The 22,262-nt window shown below is 63.8% G+C and carries 17 protein-coding genes and 1 other RNA gene; 12 read left to right on the top strand and 6 right to left on the bottom strand.

Annotated features, from left to right (window positions below; all coding sequences use genetic code 11):
* Position 1 precedes the first annotated feature (1 nt).
* Complete coding sequence (gene metF / locus KY465_RS01480) at positions 2–937, top strand: methylenetetrahydrofolate reductase [NAD(P)H] (RefSeq protein ID WP_219157704.1); 936 nt, start codon at positions 2–4, stop codon at positions 935–937.
* 447 nt (positions 938–1,384) lie between these two features.
* Here the strand turns inward: metF and KY465_RS01475 are convergent, their stop codons facing one another.
* Positions 1,385–2,653: an amidase gene (locus KY465_RS01475; RefSeq protein WP_219157702.1), complete on the bottom strand. Its 1,269-nt coding sequence runs from the start codon at positions 2,651–2,653 to the stop codon at positions 1,385–1,387.
* Between the two features lie 35 nt (positions 2,654–2,688).
* Positions 2,689–3,630 (bottom strand): DMT family transporter, encoded by a 942-nt coding sequence (locus tag KY465_RS01470; protein ID WP_428982909.1) that lies wholly within the window; start codon positions 3,628–3,630, stop codon positions 2,689–2,691.
* Positions 3,631–3,935: 305 nt separating this feature from the next.
* On the opposite strand from KY465_RS01470, the gene KY465_RS01465 reads away from it, so the two are divergent.
* Together KY465_RS01465 and KY465_RS01460 are read left to right on the top strand one after the other, a co-directional pair.
* Positions 3,936–5,156, top strand: a complete 1,221-nt coding sequence (locus KY465_RS01465) for an alanine racemase (RefSeq protein WP_219200722.1) — start codon at positions 3,936–3,938, stop codon at positions 5,154–5,156.
* 57 nt (positions 5,157–5,213) lie between these two features.
* Positions 5,214–6,716, top strand: coding sequence for a cation:proton antiporter (locus KY465_RS01460; protein WP_219157700.1), 1,503 nt, complete (start codon positions 5,214–5,216; stop codon positions 6,714–6,716).
* An 18-nt stretch (positions 6,717–6,734) separates the two neighbouring features.
* Here KY465_RS01460 and KY465_RS01455 read toward each other — a convergent pair whose 3' ends face one another.
* On the bottom strand, positions 6,735–7,946 hold the full coding sequence (locus KY465_RS01455; protein ID WP_428982908.1) for a lytic murein transglycosylase: 1,212 nt from the start codon (positions 7,944–7,946) through the stop codon (positions 6,735–6,737).
* 118 nt (positions 7,947–8,064) lie between these two features.
* Positions 8,065–8,916 carry a glycoside hydrolase family 25 protein gene (locus KY465_RS01450; RefSeq protein WP_428982935.1) on the bottom strand — a complete coding sequence of 284 codons (852 nt, stop codon included), beginning with the start codon at positions 8,914–8,916 and terminating at the stop codon, positions 8,065–8,067.
* Between the two features lie 222 nt (positions 8,917–9,138).
* Here KY465_RS01450 and KY465_RS01445 point away from each other — a divergent pair, with 222 nt between their 5' ends.
* Positions 9,139–10,782, top strand: a complete 1,644-nt coding sequence (locus KY465_RS01445; RefSeq protein WP_219157696.1) for a diguanylate cyclase domain-containing protein — start codon at positions 9,139–9,141, stop codon at positions 10,780–10,782.
* 16 nt (positions 10,783–10,798) lie between these two features.
* Here the strand turns inward: KY465_RS01445 and KY465_RS01440 are convergent, their stop codons facing one another.
* Together KY465_RS01440 and KY465_RS01435 are read right to left on the bottom strand one after the other, a co-directional pair.
* Positions 10,799–14,440, bottom strand: coding sequence for a hydantoinase B/oxoprolinase family protein (locus KY465_RS01440; RefSeq protein ID WP_219157692.1), 3,642 nt, complete (start codon positions 14,438–14,440; stop codon positions 10,799–10,801).
* Positions 14,441–14,535: 95 nt separating this feature from the next.
* Positions 14,536–15,426: a DMT family transporter gene (locus KY465_RS01435; protein WP_219157690.1), complete on the bottom strand. Its 891-nt coding sequence runs from the start codon at positions 15,424–15,426 to the stop codon at positions 14,536–14,538.
* A gap of 128 nt (positions 15,427–15,554) precedes the next feature.
* Between KY465_RS01435 and KY465_RS01430 the strand changes: the two genes are divergently transcribed.
* The 8 genes from KY465_RS01430 to KY465_RS01395 all read left to right on the top strand — a co-directional run bounded on the left by KY465_RS01430 (position 15,555) and on the right by KY465_RS01395 (position 22,248).
* Positions 15,555–16,265: a J domain-containing protein gene (locus tag KY465_RS01430; protein ID WP_219157688.1), complete on the top strand. Its 711-nt coding sequence runs from the start codon at positions 15,555–15,557 to the stop codon at positions 16,263–16,265.
* Positions 16,262–17,053 (top strand): N-acetylmuramoyl-L-alanine amidase, encoded by a 792-nt coding sequence (locus KY465_RS01425; RefSeq protein ID WP_219157686.1) that lies wholly within the window; start codon positions 16,262–16,264, stop codon positions 17,051–17,053. The genes KY465_RS01430 and KY465_RS01425 overlap by 4 nt, the downstream gene beginning before the upstream one ends.
* A gap of 249 nt (positions 17,054–17,302) precedes the next feature.
* A complete protein-coding gene (locus KY465_RS01420; RefSeq protein ID WP_219157684.1) occupies positions 17,303–17,803 on the top strand; it encodes a lytic transglycosylase domain-containing protein in 501 nt (166 codons plus the stop codon).
* A 56-nt stretch (positions 17,804–17,859) separates the two neighbouring features.
* Positions 17,860–18,274, top strand: an RNA gene (gene rnpB, locus KY465_RS01415) — RNase P RNA component class A.
* A gap of 339 nt (positions 18,275–18,613) precedes the next feature.
* Positions 18,614–19,051, top strand: coding sequence for a division/cell wall cluster transcriptional repressor MraZ (gene mraZ / locus KY465_RS01410; protein ID WP_219157682.1), 438 nt, complete (start codon positions 18,614–18,616; stop codon positions 19,049–19,051).
* Positions 19,052–19,074: 23 nt separating this feature from the next.
* Positions 19,075–20,100 carry a 16S rRNA (cytosine(1402)-N(4))-methyltransferase RsmH gene (gene rsmH / locus KY465_RS01405; RefSeq protein ID WP_428982907.1) on the top strand — a complete coding sequence of 342 codons (1,026 nt, stop codon included), beginning with the start codon at positions 19,075–19,077 and terminating at the stop codon, positions 20,098–20,100.
* Between the two features lie 4 nt (positions 20,101–20,104).
* Complete coding sequence (gene ftsL / locus KY465_RS01400; RefSeq protein WP_219157678.1) at positions 20,105–20,479, top strand: cell division protein FtsL; 375 nt, start codon at positions 20,105–20,107, stop codon at positions 20,477–20,479.
* A complete protein-coding gene (locus KY465_RS01395; RefSeq protein ID WP_255561375.1) occupies positions 20,476–22,248 on the top strand; it encodes a peptidoglycan D,D-transpeptidase FtsI family protein in 1,773 nt (590 codons plus the stop codon). The genes ftsL and KY465_RS01395 overlap by 4 nt, the downstream gene beginning before the upstream one ends.
* Positions 22,249–22,262 lie beyond the last annotated feature (14 nt).

The following is a 22,262-nucleotide window of genomic DNA, read 5'->3' as shown; positions in this document are numbered from 1 at the left end:
TATGTCTTCCCGCTCCGCCTCGCCGATCGCAGCCGACCGGATCAAGGTTTCGTTCGAATTCTTTCCGCCGAAAAGCGGCGACATGGAAGCGACCTTGTGGGAAAGCATTTCGCGGTTGGCGCCGTTTAATCCCGATTTCGTCTCAGTGACCTATGGCGCAGGCGGCTCGACGAAACAGCCGACCCTGAACACCGTATCGCGGATCGCCGAGGAGACCGCCCTGGCGGCGGCGGCGCATTTGACCTGCGTCGGTGCGACACGCGAAGCGGTCGATGCGGTGGCGCGGGAATTTCAGGCGGCCGGGATCAAGCATTTCGTGGCTCTGCGCGGTGATGCGCAGGGCGGCATCGGCGCCAAATATGTTCCGCATCCGGACGGCTACGGCAATGCGGCGGAACTGGTGGCCGGCCTGAAAGCGATCGATGATTTCGAAATCTCGGTGGCGGCCTATCCGGAGAAACATCCCGAAAGCCCTGATTACGCGCTCGACATCGACATGCTCAAACGCAAGGTGGACAACGGGGCAAGCCGTGCGATCACGCAGTTCTTCTTCGAGAACGACCACTATGAACGCTATGTCGAGCGGGTGCGCAAGGCGGGCATTTTCATCCCCATCGTGCCCGGCATTCTGCCGATCCACAATTTCGGCCAGGTGTCGCGCTTTGCCTCGATGTGCGGCGCTTCGGTGCCGGCGCGGCTGGCACATCGGTTCGAAGGACTGGAGAACGACCCGGAAACCCGGGCGCTCGTCGCCACGGCGCTGGCCGCCGAGCAGGTCAACGATCTGATCGAGCGCGGTGTCGATGATTTTCACTTCTACACGATGAACCGCGCGCAGCTCGTCTATGCCATCTGCCACATTCTTGGCCTGCGCGGCAACAAGGACGGCACCGCGCAGAAGAGCCGCAAGTCGGGCGGCATGGGCGCTGCCGCCTGATCCGGCTTTCGCCGACCCTTGAGGATGAGTGCCCAGCTCTGCGGTTGCGGCAATTGCCCGGGAGCGTGGGCACAAAAAACGGGAGCGCCGAAGCGCTCCCGTAAACTCTTTCCATTTTCGCGTTGCCTTTGAGCCCGCCGCCGCACGGCGCTGGCCAGACGCTGCCCTAGATGAAGAGCATGGCTCCGACGAAGATAAACGCTGCACAGATCACCAGGGCATTGACAGATTGTGTAAATCCCATCGCGGACCTCCTTGCGTTGGAGAGGGCATACTAAGGGCGGAGCGGGCGCGAGGAAAAGCGAATTTTATGCTGCATTGCAGCTTAAACCGGTATTTCCATGCTCCAGCCGGGCTTCAAGCACCTGAATAAGAGCATAAAAATCGGTTCTTCACAATTTGTTAGGATTTGCAGCAAATTGCAGTTTTGCCGGTCGGGATCGCAATTCATGCGGCAGTGCGGAACACCTTTTCGAGATGCGCCGCGACCTTGAGAAGCCGGCGGTCGTCGCCGAAGCGGGCAACGGCCTGTATGCCGAGGGGCAAGCCATCCGCCGTTGAAAATGCGGGAATACTGATGCTTGGCGTTCCCATCAGCGTCCACAGCTTGTTGAAGCGCGGATCACCCGTGGAGGCAAGACCGCGCGGTGCGGGTCCCGGCGCCGACGGGGTCAGGAGGATGTCGATGTCATCGAAAAGCGCGGCGGTGGCCATGCGGCCGCGCTTGGCATCGCGGCGGGCCGTATCATAGGCTTGCGGGGCCATGGCCTGACCTTCCCGAATGACGTCCTTGAGGCGCTGGCTGAGCTGGTCTTCGAAGAGTGCCAGGTCCGGGCCGCAACTCATGCCGGCCTCGAAGGCCTGCAGCGGGGAGTGGGCGGCGCGCGCCTTTTTGAGCACGTCCGGCTCCTCGACGGGAATGATCGTGAAGCCGGCCGCCTGTGCCGCCGCAATGGCGGTCTCGAGCGCCGCCTGCATGGCGGCATCGGCCGTCGGCAATTCTGAGCAGCGATACAGGCCGATGCGGATGTCGGCGGGACGGAGGGAAGGGTCGCTCGCGACGCGCAGGTCGCGGCCGGTCAACAGATCGGCGAAAAGCGCAACGTCGGTGACCGTGGCGGCGAACAGGCCGACGGTGTCGAGCGACGGTGCGAAATGCTTCATGCCGGTCGCCGGTAGCAGGCGGAAACTCGGTTTGTAACCGGCAATGCCGCAATAGGCGGCCGGGCGCAGCACTGAGCCGCCCGTCTGTGTGCCGATGGTGGCGGGCACCATCCCCGCTGCGACCGCTGCCGCGGACCCGGAGGACGAGCCGCCGGGCGTGTGGCTGGTGTTGTGAGGATTGACCGTCGGGCCGGGCTCGAAGAAGGCGTATTCGGTAGTGACCGTCTTGCCGATGATTGTTGCGCCACGGCGCCGGGCCAGCGCCACCACGGCAGCGTCGGTGCGTGGGCGGTGGCCGGCAAAGACCTCAGAGCCATAGCCTGTCGGCATGTCGGCGGTATCGAGAATATCCTTGATGCCGATGGCAATGCCCGACAGCGGCGCGCCGTTGCTGATCGCCGGTCTATTCTCGACATGGGTGAAGGCGACGATGTCGTCGTCTTTCGTCCGGATGGCCTCGCTGGCCTGCGCCACCATCTCGGGCGGCGCCGTCTGGCCGCTGTCGCGCGCCTGAAGAAGTGCGGAAAGCGATATCGGTTCTGGTGCGGGCATCAAATTTTCTCATTCCTGCAGGATTGCGGCGGGCTTCAGGATTTCCGGCGGCGCCGGACAACGAGACGATTGTCGAGGATCAACAGCCCGAGCGCAATGAGCAGCAGCCCGCTGAATTCGCCGATCGACAGGCTTTCACCCAGCAGCAGGACCCCGAGCAGGATGGCCGAGGGGGGCACGAGAAGGGTGACCAGCGAGGCGTTGGTGGCACCGGCGCGGGCGAGGATACGAAAATAGAGGATGTAGGCGAACGCTGTCGAAACAAGCGCCAGGGCGAGAATGGCGAAAAGGACGCCGGGCGGCGGCGCAGGCAGGTGCCAGGGCTGATCCCAGAAGGCGGCGAGCGGCAGCATCAGAAAGCTGGAAGCGGTCAACTGGCCGGTGGCGATGCTGCGCGGCGGCATGTCGCGAAAACGTTTCGCCCAGATCACCGCAAAGCCATAGGAGATTGCGGCAGCGATGATGCACAGCATCGGCCAGAGCGGCGCGGCGCGCAGATCGAATGCTGCAGGGCCGATCAGCACCGCTGTGCCGGCAAGGCCGAGGGCGCAACCGATGAGCTTGTTGGGCGAGATCTTCTCATCGCTGGTCAGCACCTGGGCGATCAAGACGGTCCACAGCGGCGTCGTGGCGTTGAGGATTGAGGCCAGGCCGGCGCCGATCACCGTCTGGCCGGTGAAGATCAGCGTGAAGGGGATGGCGTTGTTGAGCAGGCCAAGCACCAGAAAGGCAAATGCCCGCCGGCGCAGCTGACTGTAAAACCCGGGTGTCCGGCCGAAGACCAGATGCAAGGCAAGCGCAGCGATGGCGACGCGCAGAAACACCAGGGTCATCGGCGGAACGTAAGGCACGGCTACCCGGGCGAAATAGAAGGAGGCGCCCCAGATCAGGCCGAGCAGCACAAGCAGGGACCAACTGAAGGCGTTCATCGAGCGCATCGGGGTGGTGGCGGTCGAAGCGATCGGCGCGATTGACATTTAAATCTCCTGAGCGGACGGCGCCGCGGGCTGCGGGTCGCAAGAGGTGAGCGGTGTGCGGTCGCCGAGGGCAGACCCGGAATCGCCGGCTGATGGATCTGTGCCTCGAATCGAACTCGCAGACCACCCGAAAACCACACGAGAACCCCCGGCAAGATCCATCGGGTGCCAAACAATTTGCGGTTGGCGGCAAACTGACGATAGTGAAACAGGTGGCAGGCTCGACGGACGAGCCGGCTGCACTATTTCAGATTGCATTCCGGCGCCCGCAATCTGCCATGACGACCGAAGAAGAGGGAGACCACATGCGCATCTTTGCGACCGGAACCGAAGCGGCCCTGAAGTTGCGTCCTGATCACCCCCTTTATTGTTTCCGGCCTGCAGTATTGCGGGAGGATGCGCAGCAATTCATGAGCCTGTTTCCAGGCGATACCGCCTATGCCGTGAAGACCAATGGCGAGCCGATGGTGCTGAAAGCGCTCGTCGAAGCCGGCGTGAAGATCTTCGATGTCGCTTCACCCGGCGAGTTTGCAGCCGTGCGTGCCGCCTCGCAGGACGCGGAGATGCTGTACATGCATCCGGTCAAGGCGCAGTCGGACATTCGCCTGGCGCTGGAACAATACGGCATCCGCGTTATGTCGCTCGACCACGAAGACGAGATCGCCAAGGTGCTGCGCATCGTGCGCGCGCTCGATCTCGATCCGGGTTCGATGACCATCTATGTGCGCCTGGCCACCAAGGGACATGCCGCTTACGAATTGTCGAAGAAGTTCGGTGCAGCGCCTGGCCATGCTGTCGATCTGGTGCGCCGGCTCGATCGCATCGGCTTCAAGGTGGGTCTTTGTTTTCACGTCGGCAGCCAGGTCGAGGAGACCGAAAGCTACGAGGCCGCTCTGCGCTCCGCCGACTGGGTGCGCAATCGCGCCGGTGTCGCATTGGCCGGGTTGGATGTCGGCGGCGGGTTTCCGGCGCGGTACGGCGATGATCCGGCCCGCAAAAACAAGCCGACGCCGCCGCTCGAGGATCTGATGGGGCAACTGCGCAGGGACATCGTCGAATGGGAATTCGACACGCTTCCGCTGACAGCCGAGCCGGGCCGGGTCATCGTCGCACGCGCCTTTTCGCTGATTGTCCGCGTCTTGTTGCGGAAGGGACGGCGGCTTTACATCAATGATGGCATATGGGCCTCATTGTCGGACAGCTGGACCGGCAAGATCACCCTGCCGGCGCGCTTTATCCCCGATCCGGCGCGGCGGTCGCGCAACGGCGATGCCAGCAAGGTCACGCCCTTCAAGGTTTGCGGCGCAACCTGCGATTCGGTCGATATCCTGTCGCGGCCGTTCTGGCTGCCGGAGACAATCGACACCGGTGACTGGATCGAAATCGGCCATATCGGCGCGTATTCGCTGGCCTTGCGCACGCGTTTCAACGGTTTTTATCCGGATGATTTCGTCGAGGTGACAACCCCGTTCGGGGCCGATGGCGCGGCGGAGAGTTTCGCCAGCCTCGAGACGATGGGCGATTAGGGGCCGACCGCCGGCAGACAGCCGGGGCGGCGACAATGAAGGGACCGAATCTCAGCCATGGAAAACCAGATCGCCAATGCTGCGGAAGCTGTGGAAGAGGTGGCCCATAGCGGCGATCCGTTGCTGGGCATCGCCATCGCCGTCGCCGTGGCGGCGATCATGGGACTGGGGTTCATGCGTCTGCGGCAGCCCCCGCTGGTCGGTTTCATCCTGGCCGGGCTGGCGCTCGGTCCCACCGGACTGGGAGTCATCCAGAACTCGGAGAATGTTTCGGTCCTGGCCGAGATGGGCGTGGTGGTGCTGTTGTTCTTCATCGGCATGGAGCTGTCGATCAAGGCCTTCATGCTGACGGTGCGCCAGGCGACGCTTGTCGCTGGCGGACAATTGCTTGCGTCGATGGCCTTGGCGGCGGTGCTGGCGCTGTGGTTCGAGGCCAGCGTCGCGGAATGGATCATCCTCGGCTTCATCATCGCCCTGTCGAGCACTGTGGTGGCGATGAAGATGCTCGACGGCATGGGCGAACTGCGCAGCGAGACGGGGCGGGTGACGGTCGGCGTGCTGATCGCGCAGGACCTGGCCGTGATTCCGATGCTGATTCTCGTCTCCAGCCTCGGCGGCGCGACGGTGAGCATTTCGGAAGTCGTGTTCAAAGTCATCGTTGCGGTGGCCCTGCTGGGCGGCATCATGTGGTGGTTCGGCAATCACAGCCGTCTGAAACTGCCTTATGCCGCCTCGATCGGCGAGAATGTCGATCTGTTGGCGCTTGGCGCCCTGGCCTTGTGTTTTACCGCTGCGGCGCTGTCGGGTGTGGCGGGACTTTCGCCGGTCTATGGCGCGTTTCTGGCCGGCATCATCGTCGGCAATTCCAACCTTCGGGCGCGGGTGATCCCGGTGATCGAGCCGATCCAGAGCATTCTCGTGGTGGTCTTCTTCCTGTCGATCGGCCTGTTGATCGATCTCGATTTCATTGTCGCCAATATCGGCCTGGTGCTGTTTGCCTCGCTTCTGGTCATCGGCGTGAAAACGATCTGGAACATCATGCTGTTGCGCGCCACCGGTTCAGAGCCGAAGACGGCGCTTCTGGCCGGATTGTCGATGGCGCAGGTCGGTGAATTTTCCTTCGTGCTGGCGGCGGCCGGGCTATCGTCGCGGGCCCTTGGCTACGACATATACCGGCTGGCGATCGCCATGACGGCGGTGTCGCTTCTGGTATCGCCGATCTGGTTCAATCTGATGGAGCGCATCGAGCGTATTGCCGCCTCCGGTCTCGGGCCGTATCGCGAGGCTCTGCGGCTGGCCTATGAAGGCGAACTTGGGGAGGTCGAGCGCGGACGGCAGGCGATCGACAGAGCGTTCTGGTGGGGGCGGCTGCGCTATCGCGCCGGACGCTTCGCGCTGTATCAGAGACGGGCGCGCAAGGCTGCGGCGCCTGATGCGCCTGAGCCCGGACCGGCTGAGCCCGAGACGCCCGAACCCGACGCGCCCGAGCCCGCACCTATTGAGCCCGGACCGCCGGAAGCCGGTCCGCCGGAGCGCGACACGAAGGCGCCCGGCGCCTGAGCGACGCCGGGGCTGCAGTCAGAGCCGGTTGAGCAATTCGCGTGTCGGCCAGCCATCGGCGGGCAGCCCGAGGCGCAACTGCTCGTCGCGGACTGCGTCGCGCGTTCCGGCGCCGAGAATTCCGTCGATGTCGCCGACATCGTGGCCCATCGCGGCGAGCTTTTGCTGCAGGGCTTTCATTTCCGCATCGCCAAGACCGGGTGCGGGATTGCCGGCGTCATAACGGTCGGCTCCGGCTAGGCGGCTGGCGAAATACGCTGCGGAAGTGGTGTAGATGAAGCTCTTGTTCCATTCGAGATAGACATCGAAATTCGGGAAGGCGAGAAATGCCGGACCACCGGCGCCCTGCGGCAAAAGCAGGTCGGCGGGCATGCTGGCCGGCAGGCTGGCGCCATCGCGGATCCGCACACCAAGCGCGGTCCAGTCGCCGACGGTCATGTTCTGATCGAGGCCGGATTTTTCCAGGGGAAAATTGCCGGATGGCAGCGTGACTTCCTTCAGCCAGGGCTCGCCGGCGCGCCAGCCAAGCGATTGGATGAACCTGGCCGCTGTCAGGATCGCGTCTTCGGCGCTGGTCTTCAAGCGGACCCGGCCGTCCCCGTCGCCATCCATGCCGTAGGTGAGAATGTCTTCCGGCAACATCTGCACCTGGCCGATTTCGCCGGCCCAGGCACCGGTCGTGGTGCGCGGATCGAGATCGCCGCGCGCGGCCATTTCAAGGGCAGCGATCAGCTGCGGCCGGAAAAGTTCGGGGCGGCGGCAATCATGGGATAGCGTGGCAAGGGCACGCAGCGTGTTGAAGTCGCCCTGCACGGCGCCGAAATCGGTCTCCAAGGCCCAGAATGCGGCGATGACGGGGGCGGGTACGCCGTAATCACGCTCGGCGCGGTCGAAGGTGGCGGCATAATCGCGCATCTTGCGCTGGCCGATCTGCATGCGGCTGCCGCTGATGACGCGTTGGGAAAATTCCAGGAAGGTCTGACGGAATACACCCTGAGCGCGGTCGCGCGAGAGGACTTTCTGGTCCGGCGACAGGCCTCGCAGGGCGGACGCAGCAACATCGCCCGGCACGCCCTTGGCGATCGCCTCGGCTTTCACCCCCTCGAGAAACTGGCCGAAATCACCGCCGCAGGCGGCTCCCTGTGCCGAGGCCATAGCTACGGGCATGGCGAAAACGCAGAAGGCGGCGAGGGTGGTGGGCCGGAAGAATGAGGATAGGCGGCGCTGCATGAACATCTCCTGTTTTGTCGTGATCTGTGATGGCGGGCAAATAGGGCGTCTTTGGGTCGGCGCCCGCAGCCCGTGGCCGGCGGAAGCAAAGCGGAACTCTGCCGCGGGAGCATTGATGTCAATCGGCATGCTTTCGCAGCCAGGCATTCCACTCGGCCCGGCTTCCGGCGAAGGCGTTGATGTCCGTGTGACCCGTGACACCGGGCATCTTTCCGGTGCCGGTATATTGCCAGAACGTCCAGGGGTGGCCGGGATAGATCTCGGAAGGGTGCGCCGCGACCGAGCGCAGCCAGAACTGATGATCCCTGAAATGACCGTCAAGGTTCTCGCGGTGAAAATCGACCGTCGTGTAGATGATCGGACGCTTACCGTAATGGCGCTCGACCGCCTTCAGCCAGACCCGCATTTCGCGCCGGACGGTCTGCGGGTCGGGGCGCAACTTGCAGCTCGGTGAGGCGGCGTTCCATTCCATGTCGAGCACCGGCGGCATCTTCACCGCAGCTTTCGGCACGTTGCGAATGAACCATCGGGCCTGGTCGGCAGCCGATCGGCAGAAATAATAGAAGTGGTAGGGCGCATGCGGCAGACCGGCCGCCGCAGCGCCGCGCCAGAACGTATCGAAACGGTCGTCGACGCGGTCGCCACCCTCCGTCGCTTTCAGGAAAACAAAGGCGGCACCGGCGGCGCGGACTTTGCGCCAGTCGATGCTGCCCTGGTATTTCGACACGTCGATGCCGTGGACCGGGTAGCGCCCCGGATGGCGTGCACCGAAATCCACCGGGTCGTAATCGCCATAGGGGGTCGCGGTGGTGCGGCCGCTGCTGGCCAGCACCGCCGAGGACAGCATTTCGGTCGGGCCGCCGGCCGTGCAGCCGACCAAGGCGAGAGTGGACAATATCAGCGCGCGGGCGAAGCGCCGCGGCGGGCGTGACAGCTGCCGGGTGAGGTGACGCCGAAGCGGGGTTCGCATCGGATATTTCGTTTCGACGGCAGCGGATGGTAACGCGGCGCGCAACTTCATTTCCGGGCTTCCTCCCCATTGCCAAGACCGCTGCAGACCCCCAGTGCGCCGCCCTGAAAAGCCTGCGGCAGTCGGTGACGACGCAGTAACTATATCCCTAGTTGCCGACATTCGAATTAGCAAACTCTTAAGCGGCCGCCGCGCACTGTCGCGCCAAGGCAGGAGTTTGACATGATGTTGAAACGCAATCTGCCGGACATGGGATGGCGATATGCATTCGCCGGTTCGGCACTGGGCGCCGTGGCGCCATTGGCATTCGCGGCCGGAGCGCTGGCTTCCGCCGGGTTTTCGCATGGTTTGCTCGCGTTCCCGGCGATGGCGATCGGACTTGCGGCTACAACCGCCCTGGCGACCGGCGGGATCGGCGGTGTCATGGCGTCGCGCTTCGGCCGGCAGCTTGAGCGCCGCGCGAGATTCGCCGAGGCCGAGCGGGCCGGCACGCGCGATCTGTATCACACTGCCTATCACGACGCCCTGACGGGACTTGGCAACCGCCATGCCCTCAGCCGCGACTTTCCTGCCTTTGCGGCGCCACGCTCGGACGCGGCGGAGCGTACGGCAGATCAGGCGGTGGTGCTGGTCATGGATCTCGACCGCTTCAAATTCATCAATGACACGATGGGGCATTTGGCTGGCGACGCCGTGTTGCGGGCTCTGACCACGCGGCTGCGCGATGGGTGTGGCCGCGACAGCCGCATTTACCGGCTCGGCGGCGATGAATTTGTCATCCTTATGCAAGCGCCGGGCAATCAAGCGCTCCTGGCCGGTATCGTGCGCGAGCTGATCCAGGGCGTTTTCCGCCCCGTGCATCACGCGGGAACCGAGATCGAGACTGCGGGCAGCATCGGCATCACCTTCTGCCCGGTCGAGGGCGACAGCCTGTCGGCGTGCCTGAGACGCGCCGATCTGGCGCTATATGAGGCGAAGGAAGCGGCGGGTGCTGCCTATTGTTTCTACACCGACGAAATGGAGCGCGATGACCGGTCGCGCCGCAGAACCGAGCTGGATCTGCGCCAGGGGGTCGAAAGCGGCGCGCTGCGCATCGACTATCAGCCGATCCTCGAGGCCGGCTCGCTGCAGCCACGCGCCTATCGGGCGCAAATTGGATGGACGCATCCCGAGCACGGCGAAATCGCGCCGCAGCTGTTCATGGCGATGGCACGCGAGAGCGGCACGATGGCGCTGGTCGAGCAATGGCACTTGCGGCAGGTGCTTGACGATGCCGCCGGCTGGCCGGCTGAGATCGCCGTCGTGCTGCGCATCTCCGTGGAGGAGGTGGCCCGCCCGAGTTTCGCCTCGCAGTTCGCGCAGATGCTGTCCCAGCGCAAGGTGGCGGCGACGCGAATCGTTTTCGAGGTCGAATTCGGCAACGCTTCGGCACGGCTGATCGGCCAGGCGCGCGGACTGCTCGAAACATTGCAGGCGATGGGCGTGCGTATTGCCGCAAAGGCGATTACGCGCGGCGCCGGCGATCTGGACCCGGTGGCGGCCGAGCCGGTCGGCCTCTGGCAGGCCGATCTGAATGATCTTCGCGCCGTCGCCAAGGGACTTTCATTAAGCGATACGCTCAAGGCGGTCAGCGACCTGGCCGCTGCCGTCGGTGTGCAGCTGTGCTTTCAGAATGTCGATAGCGAAGGCGATCTGGCGCTGGTGTCGCAGCTTCCGGACGCGCTGGTCGACGGGCGTATTGCCGGGCCCGGACTGAGCAACGCCGAGGTCGCCGCCATGGCCGGCATCCACTCGCCACCCGCGGTCCTGTCCGCCGGCAATGTGTGTTCCCTGCCGCTGTCTGTTGCTCTGGCGGCCGCCCATTGAGGGCGGCGCTCCAGGCTCAATTGGCGCGCCCGGCCCCCCCGGATGTCGGCGTTGTCAGGATAACGGCTTCGCCGGCCTGCAGGACCGTCTGATCACAGGCCTTGAGCGTTTCACGGGTGCCGTCCAGCCGGCGTATCACCGTCGATCCCGTCTCACCGCCGCCGCCGCCGCCGATCCCGCGCGGGGGATGGCTGCGGTGCGAGGACAGGATCGCCATGTCCATCGTTTCAAGAAAGCGCAGCGTGCGGATCGTGCCATCGCCGCCCCGGTGGTGCCCGGTGCCGCCGGAACCGTGGCGGATGTGAAAATCCTCGAGTTCGACGGGGAAGCGCAATTCGAGCACTTCCGGGTCGGTCAGTCGCGAATTGGTCATGTGGGTGTGCACGCCCGCCGTGCCGGCAAAGCCGCGACCGTCATTGTGATAGCCTGCCGGCGAGCCGGAACAGATGGTCTCGTAATACTGATAGATGTCGTTGCCAAAGGTCAGATTGTTCATGGTTCCCTGGCTGTTGGCCAGCGCGCCAAGCGCACCGAACAGGGCGTTGGTGACATGTTGCGAGGTCTCGACATTGCCGGCGACGACGGCACGCGGATAGGCCGGCTTGAGCATCGAGCCGTCGGGTATGATGATGTCGATCGGCCGCAGGCAGCCGGCATTCATCGGTATCGGCTTTTCGACCATGACGCGGAAGGCATAGAGGACGGCGGCGCGGGCGACCGGTTCGGGCGCGTTGAAATTATTGTCGCAGGCCTCTGACGTGCCGGTGAAATCGACGGTGGCGCGGCGCTTTTCCCGATCAACGCTGATCTGGACGCGGATCACCTGGCCGGTGTCGGTGGGATAGTCGTAGCTGCAGTCCGTCAGGGTCGCGATCACGCGTGCGACGCTCTCGGCCGCATTGTCCTGAACGTGGCTCATATAGGCTTCCACGACCTCAAGCGAGAAATCCGCCACCATCTTGCGCAGACTGGCGACGCCCTTCTCGTTGGCGGCGATCTGCGCCTTCAGGTCGGCAATGTTCTGGCTGACATTGCGCACCGGATAGGGGTGCTCGGTGAGCAATTGCCGCAGCGCCGTCTCGCGGAAGCGCCCGCGATCGACGAGCTTGAAATTGTCGATCAACACGCCTTCCTCGTCGACGCTGGTGGCGAGCGGTGTCATCGAACCGGGCGCGGTGCCGCCGACATCGGCATGGTGACCCCGCGACGCGGTCCAGAAGAGGATCGTCTCGCCGGCATCATCGAAGACCGGTGTGACGACGGTGATGTCGGGCAGATGGGTGCCGCCGTTATATGGTGCATTCAAAGCGAAAACATCGCCGGGGCGCACCTCATCGCCATTGAGGCGAATCACCGTCTCCACCGAACGGTCCATCGAACCGAGATGCACCGGCATGTGCGGCGCGTTGGCGACCAGGGCGCCGGTGCGGTCGAAGACGGCGCAGGAGAAGTCGAGACGTTCCTTGATGTTCACCGAATAGGCGGTGTTCTGAAGTGTCACGCCCATTTGCTCGGCAATGGCCATGAACAGGTTGTTGAACACTTCAAGAAGGATCGGATCGGCCTTTGTGGTTCCGATTGCCAGCTCGCGGCGCTTTTTCTCATGGCGTTTCAGGAGAACATGGTCATGGGCGCTGATCTCGGCGCTCCAGCCGGGTTCGAGAACGATGGTCTGGTTGGCCTCGATGATCAGCGCCGGCCCGCGAACCCGGCTGCCGGGCCGCAGCGCCGTCCGCTCGAACACCGGCGCATCATGCCAGGCTCCTCCGGAATAGATCCGGCGGCTCTGGGCGCTCTCGGCCTCGCCCTCTTCAAGGGGCTGGTGCGGTTCGTGATGATTGCCACCGGTCGCGTCGGTGACTTCGACGGAGACGGCCTCGATGACGATGCCCTTGTCATCATAGATGAAGCCGAATTGCGCCTTGTGGGCCGTTTCGAAGTCGCTTTTTGCCGCACCCAGATCGAGATCCTCGCTGACCACGGGCAGGGTGGTGTCGGTGCCCTCGTAACGCAATTGCAGGACGGTGCGGCAGCGCAGTTTCTCTTCGGTTATGCCCTGATCCGCCATTTCCTCGATAACACCGCCCGGGCCGGCGGTCAGGGTGTCGACAAGGGTGTTGACCGCATCGCGGCTGTCGGGCGCCAGCGGGGCGATCAGCGCCTGCTGGCGGCTGGCGAACACACGCGCCAGGCCGATGCCGTAGGCCGACAGGAGGCCGGAAAAGGGATGGATCAGGATCGCCTGCATGCCGAGCGCGTCGGCGACCAGGCAGGCATGTTGACCGCCCGCACCGCCGAAGCAGTTGAGCAGATAGCGGGTGACGTCGTAGCCGCGCTGGACCGAGATCTTCTTGATGGCATTGGCCATGTTCTCGACGGCGATGGTGATGAAGCCCTCGGCGATCTCTTCTGCGGACTTGCCCGGCTGCCGGGCCGCGAGGTCCTCGAACCGCGCGGCGACCACCTCGCGATCAAGCGGCTGATCCTGTCCGGGGCCGAAAATCGCGGGGAAAAAATCGGGCTGCAGCTTGCCGAGCATGACATTGGCATCGGTTACCGTCAGAGGCCCGTTGCGGCGGTAGCAGGCGGGTCCGGGGTCAGCACCCGCCGATCCCGGCCCGGCGCGAAAACGGCCTTCCTCGGCAGAGAGGATCGAACCGCCGCCGGCGGCGACCGTGTGGATGCGCATCATCGGGGCGCGGATCCGGACGCCGGCGACCTCGGTGTCGAAGACCCGCTCGTGATCGCCATCGAAATGGGTCACGTCGGTGGAGGTGCCGCCCATGTCGAAACCGATCACTTTCGAATAGCCGGCCAAGCGCGCTGTTTCGACCATGCCGACGACGCCGCCGGCTGGCCCGGAGAGGATGGCATCCTTGCCGCGGAACTTGTCGGCTGCGGTCAGGCCCCCCGACGACATCATGAATTGCAGGGTCGGGCCCGGCTGGCCGGCCGGGGTGGCGCCCAGTTCTTCGGCAATGCGATCAACATAGCGTTTGAGGATTGGCGAAAGATAGGCATCGACCACGGTGGTGTCTCCGCGGCCGACCAGCTTGATCAGAGGCGAAACCTGGTGGCTGACGGAGATCTGGGTGAAGCCGGCCTCTCGGCAGGCTGTCTCGACTTCGATCTCATGCTCGGGATTGCGCCAGGAGTGCATCAGCACGATCGCCACGGCGTTGATGCCGGCCGCGCGTGCAGCGCGCAGCGGTTGCGAAAGGGAAGCCGCATCGATCGGGCGGCGCACGCTGCCGTCGGCGGCAAGGCGCTCATCGACCTCGACCACCTGGTCATAGAGCTGTTCGGGCAGAACGATTTGCTTGGCGAAGATGTCGGGGCGGGCCTGATAGGCAATCTTCAGCGCATCGCGGAAACCACGGGTGGTGACCAGCAGCGTGCGATCCCCCTTGCGCTCGAGCAGCGCATTGGTGGCCACCGTCGTCCCCATCTTCACATGGCCGATGCGGCCGGACGGAATGGCGTCGTCCGGCTTCACGCCAAGCAGGTCACGAATGCCCTTTATGGCAGCGTCGCGGTAGACGTCCGGGTTTTCGGACAGCAGCTTGCGCTGGTGCAGGGTCTGGTCCGGCGCGCGCCCGATGATATCGGTGAAGGTCCCGCCCCGGTCGATCCAGAAGTCCCACCTGTCGTCGCTCATCTCTGCCCTCTCCGGGATTGCTCCGGCCTGTCAACCATGCCGGCCGGGCAGCGTCAACATGCGCCTTGGCGGCAGGCGCAACTTTCGCGCCAGCCTTAATCGATGCGCGATTTGCGGCCCATGAAGACGACGCCGGCCACAGCCACGGCGAAAGCGATCATGACCGGAGCGACGGTTTCGCCGAGGATCAGTGCGGCAAAGGCAAGCGTGAAGAAGGATTGCAGAAGCTGAACCTGGCCGATGCGGGCGATGCCGCCAAGTGCCAGTCCGCGGTTCCAGAAGACGAAACCGAGAAACATCGAGCCGAGAGAGAGATAGGCGAGCGCTGAAAGCGCCATGCTGCCGGGCGCGTCAAAGCCGCTGTCCCAGGTGACAACTGTTCCGATGAGGGAAATCGGAGCGACAAAGACAAGCATCCAGGCGATGACTTCCCAGCCGGGCATGGTCCGTGCCAGCTTGCCGGAGATCACATAGCCGCAGGCCGCTGAGATCGCGGCCATGACAAGCCAGAGATCGCCGCGCGCTGCCTCGATATCGCCGCCTGACAGGGAGAATGCGACCACCAGCACCGCGCCCGCCACACCCCAGGCCCAGAAGGCCGGCCCCGGCCGTTCACCGGCGATCAGGGCAGCGAAGGCGGCGGTCATGAGCGGCAAGACACCAAGGACGACGCCGCCATGCGCGGACGGCACGGTCTGCATGGCGATGCTGGAAAAGCCGGGAAACCCATAGGCGAGCATGAGGCCTGCGAGAAGCAGTTGCGGCAGGTGCCGGCGCGGCGGGCGACGTTTGAGCAGCGCCAGTGCGGCGGCAGCAACACAAGCGGCGATGAGGGCGCGGCCGAAGGTGATGAAGCCGGGGCTGAAGCCCTCCAGCGCCAGGCGGGTGGCAGGCAGCGTGCCGCCAAAAATGGCAACGCCGGCAAGGCCGAGGAGATAGCCGGTGACCGGATGCGCCGCAGGGCGGGTGGAAGCGTAATATGTCATGCCGCGGCTTAAGCGGCTTTGCCCGGCATGGTCCAGTCAATTCGGTTTGGCCCATCCATTCCTTTTGTTGATCATTTCGTGAAAATCTGCCTCTCGATTTTCCTTCGGCGATGCAATAAACCACCGGCATGTCGCTGTTTAAACGCCTCATAGACGCCATCGGCGGGACTGCGTCGCAGGCCTTCGCCAATGTGATGGAATCGGTGCGCACGGTGTTTGCCGGCGATCCCGAAATGCGTCGCAAGGTGGCGTTCTCCGTGGCGATGATCGCGCTTTCGGCGAAAATGGCGAAAGCCGACGGCATCGTTTCGCAGGAAGAAGTGACGGCGTTTCAGGAAATTTTCGCCATTCCGGACGAGGAAGCGGCGAATGTGGCGCGGCTCTACAATCTGGCCAAGCAGGATGTTGCCGGTTTCGATGTCTATGCCGAGCGCATTGCGCGGCTGTGCGGGTCCGGAACGGCGAACTGCGCGATGCTGGAGGATATTCTCGACGGGCTGTTCCACATTGCCAAGGCCGATGGTGTCGTTCACCAGAAGGAACTGGATTTCATTGCGCTTGTTGCCGACATTTTCGGTTTCGACGAGCGCAATTTCGACCGCATTCTGGCGCGGCATGTGCATCCGGACGGCATCGATCCCTTTGCCGTGTTGGGCGTGTCGCCTGATCTGCCATTTGCCGAGATCCGCAAGAAATATCGCAAGCTGGCTGCCGAAAGTCATCCCGATGCATTGCAGGCGCGCGGCGTGCCCGAGGAATTCCTGGCGATCGCCAATGATCGCATGGCTGCGCTGAATGCGGCTTACCGGGCCATCGAAAAGCAGCAAGAGCCGGCATGAAGTGGTTCCGAGCTGAAACTTTCGATCCGGACTTTGCGGCGGCCCTGGTACGTGTCTCGCCAAACCGCAACGCGCGGCGCGATGGCACCGCGGAGCGCACGCATCCGCCCGATATGATCCTTCTTCACTACACGGGAATGGCGAGTGGCAAGGCGGCGCTTGACTGGCTGTGCGCGCGAGAGAGCGAGGTCTCCTCGCATTATTTCGTCGATGAGGGCGGCATTGTCACGCAGCTGGTGCCGGAGAGCGAACGGGCCTGGCATGCTGGCCAGAGCTTCTGGAACGGCGAGACCGATATCAATTCCGCCTCGATCGGCATCGAGATCGTCAATCCCGGGCATGAGGGCGGCTGCCCGCCCTTTCCGATCATGCAGATGCGGGCCGTGGCGCGGTTGTGCCGGGACATCATCGCGCGGCACGAGATTGCCGCTGCGCGGGTGCTGGCGCATTCCGACGTGGCGCCAGGCCGCAAGAGCGACCCCGGCGAATGGTTCGACTGGAAGTATCTTGCCGACGAGGGGGTGGGGCTGTGGGTCGAGCCGGAACCCTTGGGCGGCGGGCGCTTCCTGCAGGAGGGTGATAGCGGCATGCCGGTCGATGCCCTGCAGACGATGCTGAGATTATACGGGTACAAGGTCGATGCCGATGCCACCTTCGGCACGGCCACACGCGAGGCGGTGATCGCTTTCCAGCGGCATTTTCGTCCGGCGCGCGTCGATGGCATTGCCGACGCATCGACGATCACAACTCTGCATCGGCTGCTGGCCGCCCTGCCGCGGTTTTCATAGGCGCGCAGGCCTTTAACGGTCACCCGCAGGCCTAGCAGTGTGTAACAGCCGTTTACACAAGTTCATCGGCTGCCACATTCTGATGCGGAAATCGTCACATTTTCACCCCGTGCCACCCCTTATCAGGGCGCCCGTACCACAGAGGGCCACGTCAACGCATTGAGCGGCACGTTGGTTCCGAAAGAAAAACGCGCCAGGGGTATGACGGAAGCTTCCTTCCATCATGGCGCCAACGGAGAATACACCAAGATGAATCGACTGACAGCAGCCGCTGTTGCGGCCGTGCTCGGCTTTGCCATGATCGGAAGCCAGACCGCCTTCGCAAAAGAAACCAAAAGCTCCAGCAAACTGGAAACCAAAACGACCGTGGCGGGCTATGCAGCGCGTCCTTTCGGATCGCTGATCTCGTCCTATGCGAAATCCTATGGTGTGCCTGAGCCACTGGCCCATGCTGTCGTGTCAGTGGAAAGCAACTACCGCTCGGACGTGCGCGGCGCGGCGGGCGAAATCGGTCTGATGCAGATCAAGCCGGCGACGGCGCGGATGATGGGCTACAAGGGGTCGACCAAGGGGCTCTACGATCCCGAGACCAACATCAAATACGGCATGAAGTATCTCGCCGGCGCGCACAAGCTGGGCGGCGGAACGACCTGCGGTACGATCCTGAAGTACAATGCGGGCCACGGCGCGAAGCGCATGAACCCGATTTCCAAGGCCTATTGCGGCAAGGTCAAAAAGTTCATGAAGTGATGTCCGGCGCCGGGCGGGGCTGGTCATGGCGGGGAAAAACGCCTATCTAGCCTTCGCCAGCCGGCCGGGCAGCCGCGCTCCGCATCAGGCCGAAAGGCCGCGGGTCGAGGAAAGTCCGGGCTCCACGGAACAACGGTGCCGGATAACGTCCGGCGGGGGCGACCCCAGGGAAAGTGCCACAGAAAGCAAACCGCCTGATCTGCTCGCAGCCCGCAAGGGCGGGGCGACCGGGTAAGGGTGAAAGGGTGGGGTAAGAGCCCACCGCGTCGATGGTAACAAAGACGGCACGGCAAACCCCACCGGGAGCAAGACCGAATAGGGATGACGCGGCTTCGGCCGGCCTGTTCCGGGCCAGTCATCCGGGTAGGTTGCTAGAGGCGCGCCGCAAGGCGCGTCCCAGAGGAATGGCTGCCACGTTTGCGCCTTCGGGCGCAAGCCATACAGAACCCGGCTTACAGGCCGGCTGGTAATTTCCTCGCATTTTCAATCATTTACGAAGATTTTTCAGAGCGCGAACGCCGTCTTCGAGCGTTCCACGGTCACGGCTGCTCTAACCCTTCATTAATCTTGACGGGTTATTAACAGGGCATGTCTGATCTCATCGAATGGGAGGCAATCCCATTGACGCCCATATATGCCCATGATATCCCATATTAACCGGATCGCGGGGTGGAACCGGGGTGCCGCGGGCGCTCTGGAACGCCGGACGGGTGGCGGGCCGGAGGCCGGCGCACGCAGCGGCGCTGCCTTCGGAAACCGGGGGTAAGACCGTGGGATTTTCGCGATGCAGGCAAGGGGCGGATACAGCGGTTGGGCGTAGCAGACCGGTTCCTGTCGAATGCGACGAACAAGATCGATGCGAAGGGACGGGTCTCTGTCCCGTCGGTGTTTCGCTCTGTTCTGGCGCGCAATGGAACGCAGGAACTCTACGCTTACCAGGACTTTATCTTTCCGGCCATTTCGATGGCGGGAGCGGAGATCCTCGAGCGCTTCGAGCGGCAGATCGCCACGCTGGATCCGTTCTCCGAGGAAGCCAACAGGATGTCGCTTCTGGTTCATGGCGGCGGCATCTTCATGAAGCTCGATGCCGAGGGGCGGTTGCAGATCCCGGATTTCGTTCGCGATTTCACCGGGATTGCCGACCGGGTCACGTTCGCGGGGCGCGGCGATCATTTTCAGTTGTGGGAACCGGCGGCCTTCGAGGAGATGCAGGCGCGGGCCCGAAGGGAACGGATGCGGCCGGCCTGACCGGCACCAAAGGGGAACGGGGATTGATGGCGCAGAGTGGGGACATACCGGAGGGCGCCGATCCTGGCTCTGCGCGCCATGTGCCGGTGATGTTGGCCGAGGTTTGTGCTGCCCTTGATCCGCGCGCCGGAACGACAATGATTGACGCGACCTTCGGTGCCGGCGGGTATTCGACGGCGCTGCTCGAGGCGGGTGCCGACATTATCGGTTTTGATCGCGACCCGGATGCGATCGCCGGCGCTGCTGCGCTGCAGAAGCGATACGGCTCACGGCTGCGCCTGGTGATGGCGCCATTTTCGCAAATGCTCGATCATGTCGAAAGCAACAGCCTTGACGGTGTTGTGCTCGATATCGGCGTGTCCTCGATGCAGATCGACGAGGCCAAGCGCGGCTTTTCCTTCATGCGCGATGGTCCGCTCGACATGCGCATGGGCCAGGCCGGGGTCAGCGCCGCCGACGTGGTCAACAAGATGAAGGTGTCGGACCTCATCCGTGTCTTCGGGCTGCTCGGCGAAGAGCGACAGGCTGGCCGCATGGCCCGCGCCATTGAGAAGGCGCGGCAGCACAAGGCGATCACCACGACGGGAGAACTGGCGGCGCTGATCGAGAAAGTGGCGCCGCGCCGCGCCCAGGACCGCATCCATCCGGCGACCCGGGTCTTCCAGGCGCTGCGCACTTATGTGAACGACGAGCTTGCCGAACTGGCGCGGGCGCTGTTTGCCGCCGAACGGGCGCTCAAGCCCGGCGGACGCCTGGTTGTCGTCACCTTTCATTCGCTCGAGGACCGCATCGTCAAACGCTACCTGGCTGATCGCAGCGGCAAGGCGAGCGGATCGCGGCATCTGCCCGAGACGGCTGAACGCGAAGCGGTGTTCGAACCGCTGGGACGGCAGCCGGTGAAGCCGGATGCGGCAGAATGCGAGCGCAATCCGCGCGCCCGGTCTGCCAAGCTGCGCGCCGCGCGGCGCACCGAGGCGGCGCCGCGCTCGCGTGACCTTTCAATTCTACCCGTCCCTGAACTCGCTGCGCTGTCGGCGTTTGGAGGCTGATGCCATGTTGCGTACCCACGATGTCCTCTTGATTTTCGCAATGATCGGCGCGGCGACGGCGACCTATCACATCAAGCATCAGGCGGAGGTGAAGCTTGAGGATGTGGAAAGGCTGCAAGCCGAAATCCAGCTCGAGGAGGACACCATCGATCTGCTTGAGGCGGATTGGAGCCTGCTCAACCAGCCAAGCCGGTTGCAGCGGTTGACCGCCGACTATGCCGAGCAATTGCAACTCGAGGTGATCACGGCACGACAGATGGCGCCCTGGGGCGAACTGCCGCCGGCTCCCGACCCGGCCGTAGCCGAGGATGCATCCGGGTCTGACGGTGGCGTGCCCGGTCTCGATACGATGCTCAAGACCGGCTCGGTGCAGCCATGAACCGCGCCGCTTCCCTTCCCTTCGACATCCGGGTCCTGCGCCGCATGCGCCTGTCGTCCGCGCCAGGCCGGACTGCTGAGCAGGCTGCCGGCAAACAGGAGCACCCCATTCGCCTGACGGGCGAGCGCATCGGACATGGGCGGCAGGCGCGCAGTCGCGTGCTGATCACCATACTTTGTTTCGCCATGCTCTATGCCCTGATCGGGGTGCGCCTGACCCAGTACGGGCTGGAGAGTGAAGGCACGGTGGCCTCGATCGGCCCCGCTGACAAGCTGATGGCCTCCCGGCCCGATCTGGTCGACCGCAACGGGGAAGTGCTGGCCACCGATATCCGAACGGTGTCGCTTTATGCAGAGCCGAACAAGATCGTTGACCCGGATGAGGCGATCGAACGGCTGGCAACGGTGCTGCCCGATCTCGATGTGCGCACCACCTATCGCAAGCTGTCCTCCTCCTCCCGCTTTCAGTGGCTGAGGCGGCAGCTGACCCCGCGGCAGCAGAGCCAGATCCTGGCGCTCGGCATTCCCGGGATCGGTTTTCGGCCGGAAAAGCGGCGGTTTTATCCGGGCGGGCCCACGGCGTCGCACATTGTCGGTCACGTCAATATCGACAACAAGGGCATCGCCGGGATGGAAAAATTCGTCGATGGCCAGGGTCTCGGTGATCTGGCTGCGGTAGGGCTGACCGTCGATGAAACGCTGGAGCCGGTGCGCCTGTCGCTCGATCTGAGGGTGCAGAATGTGTTGCGCGATGAACTGGCGGCGGCAATGCAGCGCTACCAGGCGATTGCCGCCGGGGGTGTGGTGCTCGACATCCACACCGGTGAAGTGCTGGCAATGTCGTCGCTGCCCGATTACGATCCCAACAATCCGGTCGAAGCGCTGGAGAAGGATCGCCTGAACCGCATGTCGGCCGGCACCTTCGAGATGGGCTCGACCTTCAAGGCGTTCACGACGGCGATGGCGCTGGATTCGGGCAAGGTGCGTTTCACCGACACCTTCGATGCGCGCAAGTCGATCCGCATCGGCGGGTTCACGATCAGCGACTTTCACGGCAAGAACCGCGTTCTCACCGTGCCGGAAATCTTCATCTACTCCTCGAATATCGGCACGGCGCGAATGGCGGATGTGGTCGGCATCGAGGCGCAGCGGGAGTTTCTCACCCGGATCGGCCTTCTGACGCGGCTGGAGACGGAACTGCCGGAGGTTGCCACGCCAACCCAGCCGAAAGTGTGGAAGAAGATCAATTCGATCACGATCTCGTTCGGTCACGGCGTGGCGACCACGCCGCTGCAGACAGCGGTGGCGGCTGCCGCATTGATGAATGGCGGCAAGCTGATCGAACCGACTTTCCGGCCGCGCAGCCGTGACGAAGCAGCAAAGTTTGCCGAACAGGTGATCCGCCCGCAGACATCCGAGGAGTTGCGTCAGCTGATGCGCATGAATGTCGAGCAGGGCTCAGGCCGCCGCGCCGAGGTCGATGGATTCCGGGTCGGCGGCAAGACCGGTACAGCCGAAAAGGTGGTCAATGGCCGCTACTCCTCGAAGGTCCGGTTCAATGCCTTCCTTTCGGCATTTCCGATCGACGATCCGCAATATGTCGTCCTGGTGATCATCGATGAGCCGAAGCCGGAGGAAGGCAAGCACTACGCCACCGCCGGCATGAATGCAGCGCCGACGGTGGGCGCGATCATTCGCCGTTCGGCTGGTTTTCTCGGCATCAAGCCGGTCTTCGGCAATGGCGAAGCGGTCGCCGGCTTGACATATTGAGGCCTGTTTTGTCT

This window comes from Neohoeflea coraliihabitans (assembly GCF_019334345.1).
Lineage (GTDB): Bacteria > Pseudomonadota > Alphaproteobacteria > Rhizobiales > Rhizobiaceae > Pseudohoeflea > Pseudohoeflea coraliihabitans.
Note: the sequence above shows the minus strand (reverse complement) of the source record. Positions and strands in the feature narration are given on the sequence as shown.